Genomic DNA, 16,745 nt, shown 5'->3' with positions numbered 1-16,745 from the left:
GAGGAACCAACGATGACTTTATTAGAAACCAAAGCAGTCGATTACTATTACCAAGACGGCGATCAGCGCCGCTATATACTGAAAGAGACCTCTGTTTCTTTTGAAAAAGGGACTTTCTATGCCATCTTAGGGCAATCTGGTTCAGGAAAAACGACGTTTTTATCCTTGATCAGTGCGTTGGATAGTCCGAAAAGCGGTCAAGTACTTTATGAAGGCACCGATATCGAAAAAATTGGGCATGAAAATTATCGCCGCGACGACATCAGTATCATTTTCCAAAGCTATAATCTGATTCCCTATTTGAGTGCAGTTGAAAATGTCTTAGTGCCGATGGCGATCACGAAAAATCAGCTGCCAGACAATCAGCGAGAAGTGGCATACAATTTGCTGGATTATATAGGCATCACCAAAGAAAAAGCCGATCGGCTCGTCAATCAATTATCTGGTGGAGAACAACAGCGGGTAGCGATCGCCCGGGCGTTAGCCACCAATGTCGATATCATTTTAGCGGACGAACCAACCGGGAATTTGGATGAAGAAATGGAACAAGAGATCATCGATATCTTTAAGGAGCTGGCACACGTCCACAACAAATGTGTGATCGTCGTGACCCACGCTAACGAGATCGCTCAACAAGCGGATGAAGTCTTGTATTTACGTAAAGGTGTGTTGAGTAAACATGAGTGATTTTTTATCAAATTTTAGCCCGGACAACTATGATGGCAAAAAGAAATCCGCTGGCAATAGCGAGAAAAAAACTAGCGAACCTGTCGGAGATCAAAATGCAAGAGGCGCGGAGCAAGCGAGCAAACCAGCGGAGCCAACGACGGTTCACCAATCAGAAGAGCCGACAGCTAGTGAGCCGATGAGTCGCTCGGCAGCCCGTCAACAAACACAGACGACTGAAGCAAAAGCGGCGAGTTCTGCGACTGAGAAGGTAGCATCAAAGGAACCAGTCAGCCGTTTTGGTAAAGAAGAAACGGAATTTGATCCGACCTACAAAAAGCGTCAGCAGAAAAAAATCTTGCTGATTGCTTTACTGACCGCCTTGGCGGTTGCCGTGATCGGGATCGTCTATTATCAGATGACCCATGTGAAGGTGCCGGATTTCACTGCCCAAGATCTGTCAGAAGCGCGGACGTGGGGCATGGAAGAAGGCGTCGCTATCAAAGTGGAGCAAGAATATGACTTTGACAAAGACGTCAACCAAGTAATCGACCAAAGTGTCGACCCTGAGAAAAAAATCAAGAAGGGTGCCACACTGACACTGACGGCGAGTCTCGGGCCTGATCCTGAAGAACGCTTAGAGCTACCGGATTTTTCAGCGATGCAAGTGACCGAAGCAAAAGATTGGATCGCTAGCAATAAAGCCGAAAACCTCTCTTTGATCGAACAATTTGACGACAATGTAGCAGCAGAAGCTTTTATCAAACAAGAGGCGGCCAACAAAGAGCTTGATTTAGCCGAATACAAACGCAAAGACCGTTTGAGTGTCTACTATTCAAAGGGCAAAGAAGTCTTTGAAAAAAATATTGAAGTACCTGATTTTACAGGAAAAGCCAAAAGTGAAGCTTCTGAATGGGCGAAAAAGAATGACTTGAAATACAAAGAAGAAACCGTCTTTTCTGACAGTGTCGCCCTGGATCTGGTCGTTTCACAAGAACCAGTCAAAGGCAGCAAACTTGCGAAAAAAGAAGAATTTGTGGTGAAGGTCTCAAAAGGCCAAGCTTTGACCGTTCCAGATTTTTCACAATACACGATCGAAGAAGCCCAAGGACTAGAATCAAAAATCCCGCTGCAAGTCAGCACGGTCTATTCCGATCAAGTGGCGTATGGTAGTTTCTTGAGTCAGTCGGAGGAAGCGGGCAAAGAGTACAGCGAAAGCGATACTTTGCCAACTGTCAAAGTCGTCTACTCATTAGGCAGACCGTATTTGAAAGACATCCGTTTCCAAGCAACGGAAGGCGACTTGCCAAAACTATTCTTTGATGAATACAAATCAAAAGGCGCCAATGTCTATTACGAAATCTACTATGTCGATTCGGCGGAACCAAAAGGAACCGTCGTTGAAATGAGCCGCTACGGCGAGTTCATTCCCCTAGAAACGTGGATCACCATCGGTATCAGCCGCGGCAATCTGCAAGGCAGTACCCAAACACCGCCGGCAGAGGATGGCGGGGAGGCGGATGAACCGGTCAGTACCGCTGGTTCATCTGCTGCCGAATAATCTCGCAACTGACACTTTTTCACACAGCATCAAAAGGTAAGCACCCTTCTTTGGAAGGGTGTTTTTACTTACTAATTGTAAAAAAAACACGAGCGAGCCGCTTGAAATCACTGGATCGATAAAGTAAACTTGATGGTAACGAGAAAAAATGGCTCCGCAGTGCCATCTATAGAAGGGACGAAACAAATGATAAAAAAATTACTCGCGAATGTTGGCAGCTATAAGAAGGATAGCTTGCTGACCCCTGTGTATGTAGCAGGAGAGGTTGCCTTAGATGTCATTATGCCCCTGATCATGGCCATGATGATCGACCAAGGGATCGAAAAAGGAGACGCCGGTGTGATTCTAAGAGATGGCGGCTTGCTTTTTTTATGTTCCTTGATCGCATTACTTTTAGGAACGCTTGGCGGACGAACGGCAGCGATCGCTTCGGCTGGTTTTGCCCGCAACCTGCGGCACAATCTGTTTCGCCGAATCCAAGATTTTTCCTTTTCAAACATTGACCGCTTTTCTTCCTCCAGTTTGATCACCCGCTTGACCACTGACGTGACCAACGTCCAAAATGCGTATCAAATGATTATTCGTATTCTGGTCCGCAGTCCGTTAGTTCTGATTTTCTCACTTGCAATGGTTAGCACCATCAGCCCAGAACTTATGACGATCTACTTAGTTGTTTTACCGATCTTAGCGATTGGCCTTGCCTTAGTGATTCGTTTTGCCCACCCGCTATTTCTAAAAGTATTCCGCATTTATGACCGCTTGAATAATGTGGTGCAAGAGAATCTACAAGGGGTTCGCGTCGTGAAATCGTATGTCCGGGAAGAACAACAAGAAGAACTGTTTGGCGAAGTGTCCACCGATGTTTATCGGAATTTCACTCTTGCGCAACGAATCGTCTCTTTTAACATGCCATTGATGCAATTTGCAGTCTATACATGTATGTTGCTCTTGTCATGGTTTGGTGCCCAGTTGATCGTGGAACAAAGTAGCCTGACGACTGGTGAATTAGTCAGCATGTTCAACTACACGATGCAGATTTTGATGAGCTTGATGATGATGTCGATGGCTTTCGTGCAGATTTTGATCGCACGAACGTCGGCAGAACGGGTCGTGGAAGTATTAGATGAAGAAAGTGACTTGAAAAATCCCGACGAGCCAGTCAAAGAAATCAAAGACGGCTCCATCATTTTTGAAAATGTCGGCTTTAGTTACGCCAATGACAAAAACAAGTTGGCGCTGACCGATGCGAATCTACGCATCGAATCCGGTGAAGTCATTGGGATCATTGGTGGAACCGGGAGCGGGAAATCCACCCTCGTCCAGCTGATCCCCCGCTTATATGATGTGATTGAAGGGCGTGTCATCGTCGGCGGTCATGATGTTCGCGACTATGATTTAGAAGCATTGCGGGACCAAGTAAGTATGGTCTTGCAAAACAATGTACTCTTTAGCGGCACCATCAACGACAATTTACGTTGGGGCAATGAAGAGGCGTCGGATGAAGAGATCCAGCGCGTGGCGACGATTGCACAAGCCGATCCCTTCATTCAAGAGTTTCCTGATAAATATGAAACGCAGATCTCACAAGGAGGGAACAATGTTTCCGGTGGGCAAAAACAACGGTTGACGATTGCTCGCGCCTTATTAAAGAAACCGAAAATCTTGATTCTCGATGATTCTACTAGTGCCGTCGACACCAAAACCGATCGCAGTATCCGCGAAGGCTTGAAACGAGAAATTCCGGGAACGACGACGATCATTATTTCCCAACGGATCAATTCGATCGAAGACGCCGACCGGATCATCGTAATGGATGATGGCAAAATCAATGGCATCGGTACCCACGAAGAATTGTTGGCAAACAATGCCATCTATCAAGAAGTGTACCATTCGCAGCAGAAAGGATTTGGTGAAGGTGAAGAATAGACAAGCAGCAAATCCCAAGCGCACATTAAAACGTTTATTGCGAACGATGTTTGGCGACTACAAAGGACAACTCCTATTCGTCGTTGTTATGATCTTGTTAAGTGCTTTTGCCAACGTTCGTGGTTCGTTGTTTTTACAAGTCGTGATCGACGATCATATCACACCGCTTTTAGGGCAAGCCAATCCTGATTTTGGCGGCTTGTTTCGGGCGATCGTCCAAATGGCGATCATCTACCTGATTGGGATCTTGGCCGCACTGATCTATAACTTTATGATGGTCAAGATCAGTGAGGGCACGCAGAAAAAAATCCGTGACCAAATGTTTACACATATGCAGTCTCTACCAGTCGGCTACTTTGATGCCCGCTCAGATGGCGACATCATGAGTCACTTTACCAACGATACGGACACGTTGCGTCAAATGATCTCCCAAAGTATTCCAAACTTGATGATGGCGGCGGTAACCTTTTGTTCTGTCTTTATCGCCATGTTCTCCATCAGTGTTCCATTGACTCTGTTCGTGATGCTGTCGGTTATTTTGATGCTGAATGTGATCCGCATCATTTCTCGCCGCAGCGGCCGCTTCTTTGGCGCACAGCAACGAGATTTAGGCGCTGTCAACGGGTATATCGAAGAAATGATGCACGGACAAAAAGTCGTCAAAATCTTCAATCATGAAAAAATCGTCATGGAAGAATTTGATGCCTTAAATGATCAACTGCAAGAAAGTGCCACTAAAGCCAATGTCAATGCCAATACCTTGATGCCGATCATGATGAACTTACTAAATGTCCAATATGTCTTGATCGCCATCATTGGTGGCCTGTTTGCCATCAATGGTGTTTCTGGACTGACGGTCGGGATGATCGCTTCTTTCTTGCAACTGAGCCGTTCATTGAATGGCCCTATCAGCCAAGTATCACAACAAATCAACTTTGTAATCATGGCATTAGCCGGTGCTGAGCGAATTTTCAACCTATTAGATGAAACGCCAGAAATCGATCATGGCTACGTCACACTGGTCAATGCCAAATGGTCGCAAGGTCAACTAGTTGAAACCAAAGAACGAACAGGCACGTGGGCGTGGAAACATCCCCACGAGGATGGAACCATTACCTATACGGAAGTGACGGGAGACGTGCGGTTTGAAGATGTTGATTTCGGCTATGTCGATAATCAACTGGTCTTACATGAGATCAATCTGTATGCAGAGCCTGGGCAAAAAGTTGCCTTTGTTGGTGCAACAGGTGCTGGTAAGACAACGATTACCAATCTGATCAATCGGTTCTACAACATCCAAGACGGGAAGATTCGCTATGATGGTATCAATATTGAAAAAATCCATCTGGAATCCCTCCGTCGCTCATTAGGAATCGTTTTGCAAGACACCCATTTGTTTACTGGAACGATTCGCGAGAATATTCGCTTCGGAAAACTGGATGCCAGTGATGAAGAAGTGCTGGCAGCAGCGAAACTAGCCAATGCCGACATGTTTATCAACCATTTGCCAGAAAAATACGACACCGTGATCACGGGCGATGGCGAAGGGCTTTCCCAAGGTCAACGGCAGCTGTTGGCAATTGCTCGCGCAGCGATCGCTGATCCGCCAGTGATGATCTTAGACGAAGCCACCTCAAGCATCGATACCCGTACAGAGCGTATCGTCCAATCAGGGATGGATCGTTTGATGTCTGGACGGACCGTGTTTGTGATCGCCCATCGATTGTCTACAATCCAAAACTCCGATGCCATCATGGTGATGGATCATGGCCGTATCATTGAGCGGGGGACCCATGAAACGCTGTTGGCAGAAAAAGGCACCTATTATCAGCTATATACTGGGAAAATCGAATTGGATTGATTCTGCCATTGCTACGGCTTGAAGCTGCAGCGACTGGCGATCTGCCTATTTTCCCCTTGTTTGCAACGACCGATTGGCAGTAAGCCAGTCGGTTTTTTTGCGCAGCTCGAAAAAATGGTATACTGTCACTGAGACAGCCGTAGAACGGCGGCAGCACGTAAGCAGTTGTGCTGCGGAAAATGGATTCCATGAGGTGAAAATATGAAACTAGCATTGGCAAAGATCGTTTTAGACGAAGAATGGTATGAGGTGGTCCAATCGGAAAAAGGGCTAGTGTATTTTGGTCGGCAGCAGGATCATCATGAATTACTCAAATTCTTTCCATTGGCTGAAATCAGTAGTATAGCTGACCTTGATCCAGTAATTGAAACGCAGCTGCAAGCTTATTTTGCAGGGGAACCAGTGACGTTTACTTTTGCGTTTGATTTTGTAGGGACACCGTTTCAACAAACCGTTTGGCAAGCACTGACCCAAATTCCTTATGGTGAAACCACTACGTACAGTGACTTGGCGCTGCGCATTCAACGTCCGACCGCTGTCCGAGCTGTCGCCAACGCAGTGGGGCGTAACCCAATGATGATCGTGGTTCCTTGTCATCGGGTGTTAGGAAAAAACGGCCGCTTGACGGGGTATCGGGGCGGGTTAGCAACCAAACGCCGACTACTGCAACTGGAAGGGATTCCGTTTAAAGAATAAGGAAAGTAAACTATTTATAGTAAAAAATACTAAAAAGCAATTTCATTTCCTTTTTTCTCTGGTATAATAAAATTGATTCCGGTTACAAGAAGGGGTGGAGGAAATGAACATCGTTGATTTGCAAAATGGTTCTGATATTCGAGGGATTGCGATCGCAACAGAAAAAGAACAGGTGACGCTGACGGAGCAAGCGGTTCGGCAAGTTGCTTCGGGCTTGCGCAACTGGTTGGAAACAAAGGGCAGCGGACCTTTTCGCGTGGCAGTCGGTCGTGACAGTCGCTTGAGTGGCGAAGCACTGCAAGAAGTGTTGATGGCACAGCTGCAGCAAGAAGGCGTGGCAGTGATCGATTGTGGCTTGGCAACGACACCAGCCATGTTTATGAGCACACAGTTTGCGGATTTCGACTGTGATGCTGGTGTGATGCTGACAGCGAGTCATTTGCCTTATTACTTTAATGGAATAAAAATTTTCAGCCGCCAAGGCGGTGCCGAAAAAATGGATATCCACTATATTTTGACCCACACTACCGTTCATGAGGCAGCGGAAAAAGGAAGCTATCAGCAAAAAGACCTGCTGACGCCTTATGCCCAAGATCTACTGCAAAAAATTCGCCAAGGGATGGGAACCAATGAGGAAAAACCTTTGGCTGGATTAAAGATCATTGTTGATGCAGGCAATGGTGCCGGCGGCTTTTTTGCTGAAAAAGTGTTGCTGCCGCTAGGGGCAGATACGAATGGCTCGCAATTTTTAGAACCGGATGGGCATTTTCCCAATCATATCCCTAATCCAGACAATAAAGAGGCGATGGCAAGTATTCGTGAAGCCGTCTTACGAGAACAAGCCGATCTAGGCATTATTTTCGATACCGATGTCGACCGCTCGGCTGTCGTGACCAAAAGCGGTGAGCCCTTGAACCGCAACAATATGATTGCTGTATTAAGCAAGATCATCTTAGCGGAACACCCTGGCACGCGTATCGTCACTAATTCACCAACCTCTAATCATTTAAAAACCTTTATCGAAGCACTGGGAGGGCAGCAAGTACGCTATATTTCTGGCTACCGCAATGTGATCAACAAAGCGATTGAATTGAATGAAGCAGGACTGGACACACAGTTAGCCATCGAAACCAGCGGGCATGCCGCGTTTAAAGAAAATTTCTTTTTAGATGACGGGGCGTACGTGATCGCCAAGCTCTTGATGATGCTGCCACAATTGCAACAGCAAGGCACGACACTGGATGAGCTGATCGCGGCGTTGCAACAACCCGCCGAGACCCAAGAATTGCGCTTTGCGATCCAAAAAGCCGACTATCAAGACTATGGTCGCCAAGTGATCGCGGATTTAGCCGATCATTTGCTGCCAGGCTGGCAGATCGATCCAGAAAATGAGGAAGGCATTCGCATCAACTTGACAGCGCCCTATGGCCAAGGCTGGTTCTTGCTGCGAATGAGCTTGCACGAACCACTGCTGGTGCTGCAGATCGAAAATGATGAAGCGGGTCATCTACCGGCAGTCGTTCAAGCAATCGGTCGCTTCCTATCGCAGTATGAAGCCATCGATCAAAGTAAACTGACACAGTTTTTAGCACAGCAACCAAAAATTTGAAGAAAAGCAGGGAACTAAAATGGTGATCTTGATGCTGCTGATCATGGCAGTGACGTATGGTGTGAATTTTTTCTTGTTTCGTTATTTGAACAAACGACCAAAAATCGATGTCGTTGAACGGTTATCAATGCTATTAGGTGTCAACATGAGTGTGCTTTTTTTCGATGGGATTTTATTGTTTATCGGAAAACTACTAATTGAGACTGTTGAGATCATCGAGTAACCTAGTCGTCCGTTTTTTGTTTGCCTCTTCACTGATTCCTCAGGACAGTGAAGAGGTTTTTTAGGGTTTGCTAAAAACGGCGATTAATGTTCGCATTCGTTTTTGATATTTGATAAAGTAAAGAGGAGAAAATTACGCAAAGTGAGGGAATTCACGGATATGGCAAAAATAATGGTAGTAGAAGATGAAGCGGTGATTCGCCAACTGATTATCGAAGAACTAGAAAAATGGCAGTTTGAGACCTTTGGCACGACGGATTTCCATCAAGTGTTGACTGACTTTGAAGAACAAGAGCCCCAACTGATTTTACTGGATATTAATTTGCCGGTTTTTGATGGCTACTATTGGTGTCAAAAAATCCGCGAAGCTTCCAAAGTACCAATCATTTTTATTTCCAGTCGCAATACCAATATGGATATGATCATGGCCATGAATATGGGGGCGGACGATTTTGTGACAAAACCTTTTGAGATCGACGTTCTGATTGCAAAAATCAATGCCTTATTGCGCCGTTCCTACAACTATGTAGAAAGCAGCAGCGAGACGTTAGTGCATAACGGTTTGACCCTCAATATCGACAACAGCAGCATGTATATCAATGGCGAAAGCATCGATCTTAGCAAAAACGAATACCGCCTGCTGTATATTTTAATGAAAAATCACGGCAAGATTTTAAGTCGGGAAAAACTCTTGCGGGCCTTATGGGATGACGAGCGTTTTGTAGATGACAATACCTTGACGGTCAATATCAATCGTTTGCGACGAAAAATCGAACAAGCGGGGATGAATGGCTACATTGAAACCAAGGTTGGTCAAGGGTATATCGTACCATGACAAAGTGGCGGGTTTTGCGCAGTTTTTTGAAAGATCGTTGGCTGCTGTTTATTGGCTGGCTGGTCTTTTTCGTGTTGACGGTCTTAGTTTTTTGGCTGACTCCTCATTCCCCGATGGATTGGGGTACAGTCGGCTATCTCTTTTTGATGCAAAGTGTCTTGATGGTGTTCTTTTTGGCAATCAGCTACTTATCTAAGCGGCGTTTTTGGCAAAAAATCACCCCCAAGCCCGGAGACAGCTTGCTGCAAAACTACTTGCAAGGAGCACGCTCGGCGGAAGAAGAACGGATCGAATCTTACATCAATCAGTTGATCCGAGAGCACCAAGAATTGATGCAGCAAGTCGTCAGCAATCAAGAAGAACAAAAGGAATACATCGATTCGTGGGTCCATGAAATCAAAGTACCTTTAGCCGCATCACGATTGCTTTTGCATTCGATCGAATTTGATATTCCAGATGAAAAATTCATCTTACTAGAAAATGAATTGAACCGCATGAACGAATACGTCGAGCAAGTCTTGTACGTCGCCCGTTTGGACAGCTTTTCAAAAGATTATCTGGTCCAAGAAATTTCATTGAAAGCCGTCATCCAGCCGGTTTTACGCAGTCAGGCAAATTATTTTATCCAAAAGAACCTGCACTATGCCGTTGAAGGTGAGGATCAGCAAGTGTTGACCGATGAAAAATGGCTCGGCTTTATCTTTCGACAATTGGTCAGCAATGCCGTTAAGTACACACCACAAAATGGGCAGCTGACAATTCGGATCGAAAAAGATGCCCAAGGAACCTATCTCCACTTGCAAGATAGTGGGATCGGCATTCCTAAAGAAGACATGCGTCGCATCTTTGATAAAGGCTTTACGGGCGAAAATGGGCGCCAAACGGACACCCACTCGACGGGATTAGGGCTCTTTTTAGCGAAAAGTTTAGCGAAGGAATTAGGCATCGAGCTAACGGCTTCGTCGACAGTTGGAAAAGGAACCACCATGACGCTGTTCTTTCCCTTGTTGAGTTATTATGAGGAAAAACGCTAATCTGCTTTTTTTCGAGTATCTTTTTGTGTTTTTTGACAAAAATCACTTGTCCCTAGAACGTTTTCACTGATACACTAAAGCCTGTGTTTAAAATTGAATGGTAAGGATGAATGAAATGGAGATACTCGTTGCATTAGTACCAATGTTTGCGTGGGGCAGCATTGGTTTAGTAAGTGCCAAACTTGGCGGGGATGCGAACCAGCAAACGCTAGGAATGACGATTGGTGCCTTTTTCTTTTCTCTGGTCGTATATTTTGTGACGATGCCAGTGATTGATGGAAAGGTGATTTTGATCGGTCTTTTGTCTGGTCTCTTTTGGTCCGTCGGTCAAAACGGTCAATTCCATGGCATGAAATATTTAGGTGTGTCTGTTGGACTGCCGCTTTCAACCGGCATGCAGCTGATTTTAAATACGGTCGCCGGTGCATTGTTTTTTGCGGAATGGACCCAGACCCGCGATTATGCATTAGGTGTTAGCGCATTGATCTTATTGGTGATCGGGGCTTATCTGACCGCTCGCCAAGATGGTGAAAGTCCGGTAGAAGCCGGCAGCAAGATGCTTGATTTTCCTAAAGGATTTCGGGCATTGATCTCATCCACGATTGGGTACGGCGCCTATACAATTTTGATTACTTGGGCAGGATTGGACCCATTGGCGATCATTTTGCCACAAAGTGTCGGGATGCTGATCGGTGCCAGCCTATTTGCTTTAAGAAAGACGAAGGTCGACCGTTTTGTAGGGAAAAATACCTTGTCAGGATTGTTATGGGGCATCGGCAATGTCTGCATGCTGATCACGGTTCAGCAAGTCGGACTAGCGGTGGGCTTCTCATTGTCGCAGATGGGAATCATCATTTCAACGCTAGGCGGGATTTTTATTCTCGGCGAAAAGAAAACCAAAAAAGAACTGCGGTATGTGGTGATTGGTTGTCTGCTGGTGATTATCGGCGGTGTTTTGCTGGGGTATATGAAAGCAACATAAACGTATATTTTTGAGGAGGAGTTATGGATTTATTTCGAAAAAAAGTCATACAACGGGAAAGTGTGACGAATTTAAAAAAAGAGTTGAAGTTAAAAGATTTGATTATGTTGGGGATCGGCGCCATTATCGGCACAGGTATCTTTGTTGTTACAGGGACTGCTTCTGCTGAGTATGCCGGACCGGCATTGATTCTTTCCTTTGTTGTAGCTGGTATCGTTGTTGTGTTATCAGGGCTTTCTTTTGCGGAATTTGCTTCTCGGATCCCCGTTTTAGGGGGCGCCTATTCGTATCTGTATGTCGTTTTTGGTGAATTTACCGCGTGGCTGGCAGGCTGGTTTTTGATTTGCGAGTTCTTATTGGCCGTTTCTTCGGTGGCATCTGGCTGGTCAGGCTATGTGCAAGGCTTTTTGGCCAGTGCGGATATCCATTTACCAACCGCGTTGACGGGCGGTTATGACCCAAGCAAGGGGACCTACATTGATTTGATCGCTGGTTTAGTCATTATTTTTGTAACCTTGTGGGTCAGCCAAGAAGCGAAAAAAGCGTTACGTTTGAACAATGCCATGGTATGGGTCAAATTCGGCGTGATCCTCTTGTTTATCGTCTTTGGTGCCTTTTTCGTGGAACCAGACAACTGGCAGCCCTTTATGCCCTTTGGTTTTTCAGGCGTTTTTAATGGTGCAGCGTTAGTTTTCTTTGCTTTTCTTGGCTTTGATGCCGTCGCAATGGCGGCGGAAGAAGTCGAAGATGCCAAGAAAAATGTCCCTCGAGGAATCATTGGTTCCATTGCGATCGCAACTGTCCTTTATATCATTGTCACACTGATCATGACGGGAATCGTTCCGTTTGCTGAATTAGGAGTCAATGATCCGGTAGCTTTTGCGATGCGTTATGTCGGTCATGGGGTTGTCGGATCAATCATTTCTGTGGGTGCGATCTTGACCTTATTAACAGTGACGATCGCTATGATGTACTCCTTGGCGCGTCTGTTATATGCCATCAGTAAAGATGGGTTATTGCCAAAAGCGATGCAAGCCATTGATCCAAAGCATCAAACACCAAAGAAAGCGACCTACATCGCGGGTGTTTTTGCTTTCTTCTTTGCGGCAGCTTTCCCATTGAATATCTTGGCAGAATTGACCAACATTGCGGCATTGTCGTATATGATCTTAATGTCCTTAGGAATCATCAAGCTGCGGAAGATGATGGGCCCACCTGCTAAAGGCGAATTCAAAGTACCACTGGTACCGTTATTGCCTTTGTTGTCCGTTGCCAGCTGTCTCTTCTTGATGACCCGTCTACAAACGGCGACCTGGATCGTTTTTGGGATCTCCTTAGTGATCGGAATCGCGATCTATTTTGTATATGGCTATCGTAACAGCGAATTAAATGAGAAAATTGACGAATAGGATTGTGAAAAGGCAAAGACCCGGATGCGGTTTTTGTCTTTTTTTATGTAAATATAGCCGAGCTTCCTATAAGCAGCGTTTTAGGAGGCTTTTTTTGTTATTCAAATAGTGGTCATTTCTGGTGCTGATCATTGCAACGACAGTCTTTCTTGATCAAAAGTCCTCTATGAATCTGCTTTTTTTGAGAAATTTTCCAAATGACAGATTCGCTAAAGGTTCATCCAGTATGCTTTTGTTAGAGAAAAAAAGAGAGGATGTTGGCAATTGAATTATATGAAACGGGCATGGCTGAGTGTGACGAGAAAGCGAGGAAAATCTGCAATATTGTTTGCTGTTATTCTAATTTTAGGAAATGTGATCGCTGGCGCAATTGCGGTCAATCAGTCGACTCAAAATGTCGAAAAGCAGATCAAAAACCAATTAGGTTCCCTCGCAACGATCGATATCGACTATGAAGCCTTGATGGCAAATAGTGAGGGCGGCGCAAGTATGGAGGAGATTCAGCCGCTGCCGGAGGAGCTGATCAAACAAATTGGCGAGCGCTCGGAAGTCAAACAGTATGACTATTTGCGAGAAGCAATGATTGCTGTTGATAAATTCAAACCCTATAGTTTTAGACCAGAAGTTGAAAACGAGAATATCATGGTTTCTGGAGGTATGGATTCTTGGGTCTATTTAACAGGAACCAATCTCTTACAACCGTTGGATTTTGAAGAAGATACGGTGAATTTAACACAGGGACGCTTCTTTACAGAAGAGGAACAGCGTACCGGAAAACGTGTAGGGTTGATTTCTGAAGAGGTGGCTCAGGAAAACGGCTTGACCGTTGGTGACACCATGGTATTAGATGGACAGTTTATCGATTATTCATCTGGTGGAGATCCAGAGAAACAAAAAGGCAATGATTATCCTATCGAAATCGTCGGGATCTTTAAAAATACCAGCTTAGAAAAAGCGAATGAACAAGGACAAGAGGGGGGAGTCAGCTCGTTTGCTTTTGATGATCGTCCCTTCAATCGGATCTATATGCCAAATGATGCTGTGAAAACGATTGTTGAAGAGGAACGTGCGGGGCGACAAGCGGCGTTTCCAGCGACAGACCCCGGATCTGACGAGGATTTCTTTACCCCGCAATTTATTTTGAATCAACCAGAAGATGCAGAACAATTCAAACAAGAGGTGACACCACTCTTGCCAAATGGCTATAAGGTCAATGCTTCTACGGATGAGTATGACCGTGTGGGAACCAGTATGAATCGCTTATCACAAATTTCCTCGTATGTCGTAGTGATTGCGGTGATTGCTTCCTTGATTATTATCTCCTTGATCATTGTGTTGTTTACCCGTGATCGTAAATATGAGTTAGGCATCTACCTTTCGTTAGGTGAACGCCGGAAATACGTGTTTGCACAGATTGTGATCGAACTCCTGTTGATTGGTGTCAGTGCAATGCTGATCTCCTTGGTTACAGGGAATATGCTGGGCAAGATGGTTTCTGAATCTTTGTTAGCCAGCAGTATGCTAGAGGCAAACCAGGCAGGGATGGAACAATTCTTTGTGGGGGCACCGAAAATCGACCAAGCGACGATCAACGAGGCGTTTCGCGTTCAATATACCTTATCTTATGTGATCGCCTTTTTAGCGACTGGGATCGTGACGATCTTGCTTTCGGCAGTGGTGCCGCTGTTGTACATTTTACGGTTGAATCCGAAAAAAATCATGCTGTAAGGAGCGATGAACATGGCAATTTTAGAAACAAAAGACATGACGTATTACTACCAAGATGGCGAGAATCGCCGGAAAATTTTAGATAAAACCAATATCTCCTTTGAAAAAGGCAAATTTTACACGATCTTAGGAAAATCAGGCTCAGGAAAGACCACTTTTCTTTCCTTGATCAGTGCATTGGATCAGCCAACCGATGGGGAAGTGTTTTTTGAAGAAAAAAATATCAAAATGATCGGTTATGAAGAATATCGCCGCAACAAAATCAGTCTGATTTTTCAAAGTTACAACTTGATCCCTTATTTGACGGCTTTAGAAAACGTCCTTGTTTCGATGGCGATTTCAGACAACAAACTCCCGGATCAGCACGATCAAATTGCGTATCGTTTGCTGGACTATATCGGCATCAATTCCACGAAAGCCGATCGTTTCGTCAATCAGCTTTCCGGTGGGGAACAGCAGCGGGTCGCCATCGCTCGTGCTTTAGCGACCAACGTTGATATCATTTTAGCCGATGAACCTACCGGGAATTTGGATGAAGGCATGGAACAAGAAATCGTGGATATTTTTAAAGAACTAGCGGCGATCCACAACAAGTGCATCATCGTAGTGACCCATTCGACCGAGATCGCCAAGCAGTCAGATCAGACTTTTTACTTAAAAAAAGGTGCGTTGACGGCCTATGAGTGATTTTTTATCGAAGTTTGAAGAAGAACCGAAACAGCCAGACAAGGAATCAGCAGCAGCCGAAGTACCTTCTTCCCGTGCTTCCCGAAAAGAAAAAGGTTCAGCTTCTTTAGAAGAGGGGATCGAACATGATCCCTCCTTCAAAAAGAAGCGGCGAAAAAAACGACTGCTAGGGTTAGCTGCCTTGCTTGGACTCTTTATACTCAGCGGCTTTTTATTTTTCCAATTGGCGTATGTCCGGTTGGATAACTTTGTGGACAAAGAGATCTCAGAGGTCAGAGAATGGGCAGCGGAACATGATCTTGCGGTTGATGTCACACCAGCCTATGATGAAGCCCCAGCCAATCAAGTGATCGCCCAAGCAGAAGCTGCCAGAAGTCGAGTCAGAAAAAGAAGCACTCTGCATCTAACCGTGAGCCAAGGACCTGATCCAGAAGAGAAATTGGCATTGCCAGACTTTATGGAAATGACGAGGGACGAGGCAGCAGAGTGGATCGAAAAAAATCAAGCAAGCAATTTGACGATCGTCGATGAATACCACGATGAGATCGAGGAAAAAGCACCGATTCGAGTAGAATTTACCAATAAAGAAGTCTCACAAGAGAACTATCATCGTCGAGATGTCGGACGAGTCTTTTATTCCAAAGGCGAAGAAACCTTTGAAAAAGATATTGAAGTACCAGACTTTAGTGATAAAACCCGTACAGAGGTAGAAACATGGGGGAAAGCCCATGAGCTGGAGCTTGAAGTCAAAGAACAGGCTTCGGATACTGTGGAAGAAGGCAAAGTCATTGAACAAAGCGTGGCACCAAAAGAAAAAATCGCGAAACGGGATGCGTTTCAAGTAACGATTTCCCTAGGGAAAGGGGTCACCGTACCAGACTTTTCAACGATTTTACCAGATGATGCCCAGGCCGCTGTTGAGGGTGTCACTGTGCGGATGCGGATGCAGTTCACTCAGAGTCTGCCCTATGGACAATTGATCTCGCAAAGTGAGACCGCCGGGACCGTCTTAACCAGCAAAGATGACCAAGGCATTGAAGTCGTCTATTCGGCAGGTCAACCTTATATCAAAGATTACCGTCGAAGCGAGATCCTTGAAGGGGATCTGCAAAAACTCTTCTTTGATGAATTCCGTTCAAAAGGGGCGAACATCAGCTATCAAGTCCGTTATGTCAATTCAGCAGAACCCTACGGGACAATCGTGGGGATGAGCAAGTTCAATCAGTTTTTACCGTTAGAAGATACGATTACCTTCGATATCAGCTTAGGCAATCAGACAGCCCCAGCGGTTACTGATCCAGAATAGTCGAGCGGATTTATCGATGACCTGCAAGAAGGAGGAAACCCATGCGTCATCAAGAGAATTTTCAAGACCTTAGGAAAAAGCTGTTTGTGTTTTTACTAAGCGGTATGGTAGCATTGTTGCTACACATGTGGATTCATCAAACAAGTGTACACATGCGGATCGTTTCAACAGAACCTTTTATTGGAGAACAATTGGAATGAGTCTATAGGAATGATTGTGCTTA

Annotated in this window: 15 protein-coding genes; all 15 read left to right on the top strand. The window is 45.2% G+C overall.

The features are described from left to right. Positions 1-12 precede the first annotated feature (12 nt). The 15 genes from IGJ74_RS16080 (at position 13) to IGJ74_RS16010 (ending at position 16,722) form a co-directional block, all read left to right on the top strand. Complete coding sequence (locus IGJ74_RS16080; protein WP_005227776.1) at positions 13-687, top strand: ABC transporter ATP-binding protein; 675 nt, start codon at positions 13-15, stop codon at positions 685-687. Beyond that, the gene (locus IGJ74_RS16075; RefSeq protein WP_087664554.1) at positions 680-2,227 is read left to right on the top strand and encodes a PASTA domain-containing protein; all 1,548 of its coding nucleotides are present in this window, start codon (positions 680-682) and stop codon (positions 2,225-2,227) included. The genes IGJ74_RS16080 and IGJ74_RS16075 overlap by 8 nt, the downstream gene beginning before the upstream one ends. Positions 2,228-2,413: 186 nt before the next feature. Beyond that, the gene (locus IGJ74_RS16070) at positions 2,414-4,153 is read left to right on the top strand and encodes an ABC transporter ATP-binding protein (protein ID WP_008382065.1); all 1,740 of its coding nucleotides are present in this window, start codon (positions 2,414-2,416) and stop codon (positions 4,151-4,153) included. Then, positions 4,092-6,014 (top strand): ABC transporter ATP-binding protein, encoded by a 1,923-nt coding sequence (locus tag IGJ74_RS16065; protein WP_228085046.1) that lies wholly within the window; start codon positions 4,092-4,094, stop codon positions 6,012-6,014. Before IGJ74_RS16070 ends, IGJ74_RS16065 begins: the two co-directional genes overlap by 62 nt. A gap of 201 nt (positions 6,015-6,215) precedes the next feature. Beyond that, positions 6,216-6,710, top strand: a complete 495-nt coding sequence (locus IGJ74_RS16060; protein ID WP_005233483.1) for a methylated-DNA--[protein]-cysteine S-methyltransferase — start codon at positions 6,216-6,218, stop codon at positions 6,708-6,710. Between the two features lie 103 nt (positions 6,711-6,813). Further along, positions 6,814-8,319 carry a phosphoglucomutase gene (locus IGJ74_RS16055; RefSeq protein WP_005233485.1) on the top strand — a complete coding sequence of 502 codons (1,506 nt, stop codon included), beginning with the start codon at positions 6,814-6,816 and terminating at the stop codon, positions 8,317-8,319. 19 nt (positions 8,320-8,338) lie between these two features. After that, positions 8,339-8,542: a hypothetical protein gene (locus tag IGJ74_RS16050; protein ID WP_005227790.1), complete on the top strand. Its 204-nt coding sequence runs from the start codon at positions 8,339-8,341 to the stop codon at positions 8,540-8,542. 159 nt (positions 8,543-8,701) lie between these two features. After that, complete coding sequence (gene sapR, locus IGJ74_RS16045; protein ID WP_005227794.1) at positions 8,702-9,376, top strand: two-component system response regulator SapR; 675 nt, start codon at positions 8,702-8,704, stop codon at positions 9,374-9,376. Continuing rightward, entirely contained in the window at positions 9,373-10,410 is a 1,038-nt protein-coding gene (sapS, locus tag IGJ74_RS16040) for a two-component system sensor histidine kinase SapS (protein WP_016621950.1), read from the top strand. The genes sapR and sapS overlap by 4 nt, the downstream gene beginning before the upstream one ends. A gap of 115 nt (positions 10,411-10,525) precedes the next feature. Beyond that, complete coding sequence (locus tag IGJ74_RS16035) at positions 10,526-11,392, top strand: GRP family sugar transporter (RefSeq protein WP_008379298.1); 867 nt, start codon at positions 10,526-10,528, stop codon at positions 11,390-11,392. Between the two features lie 23 nt (positions 11,393-11,415). Continuing rightward, positions 11,416-12,801: an APC family permease gene (locus tag IGJ74_RS16030; RefSeq protein WP_005233503.1), complete on the top strand. Its 1,386-nt coding sequence runs from the start codon at positions 11,416-11,418 to the stop codon at positions 12,799-12,801. 273 nt (positions 12,802-13,074) lie between these two features. Then, positions 13,075-14,529 carry an ABC transporter permease gene (locus IGJ74_RS16025; RefSeq protein WP_005233505.1) on the top strand — a complete coding sequence of 485 codons (1,455 nt, stop codon included), beginning with the start codon at positions 13,075-13,077 and terminating at the stop codon, positions 14,527-14,529. Positions 14,530-14,541: 12 nt separating this feature from the next. After that, on the top strand, positions 14,542-15,216 hold the full coding sequence (locus tag IGJ74_RS16020; RefSeq protein WP_034878273.1) for an ABC transporter ATP-binding protein: 675 nt from the start codon (positions 14,542-14,544) through the stop codon (positions 15,214-15,216). Continuing rightward, a complete protein-coding gene (locus IGJ74_RS16015; protein ID WP_087664557.1) occupies positions 15,209-16,522 on the top strand; it encodes a PASTA domain-containing protein in 1,314 nt (437 codons plus the stop codon). Before IGJ74_RS16020 ends, IGJ74_RS16015 begins: the two co-directional genes overlap by 8 nt. A 41-nt stretch (positions 16,523-16,563) precedes the next feature. After that, entirely contained in the window at positions 16,564-16,722 is a 159-nt protein-coding gene (locus IGJ74_RS16010) for a hypothetical protein (protein WP_016621946.1), read from the top strand. Positions 16,723-16,745: the final 23 nt, after the last annotated feature.

It is taken from the genome of Enterococcus sp. AZ009, assembly GCF_050548785.1.
Taxonomy (GTDB): Bacteria; Bacillota; Bacilli; order Lactobacillales; family Enterococcaceae; genus Enterococcus_D; species Enterococcus_D entomosocium.
This window is presented reverse-complemented; position numbering and strand designations above follow the sequence as displayed.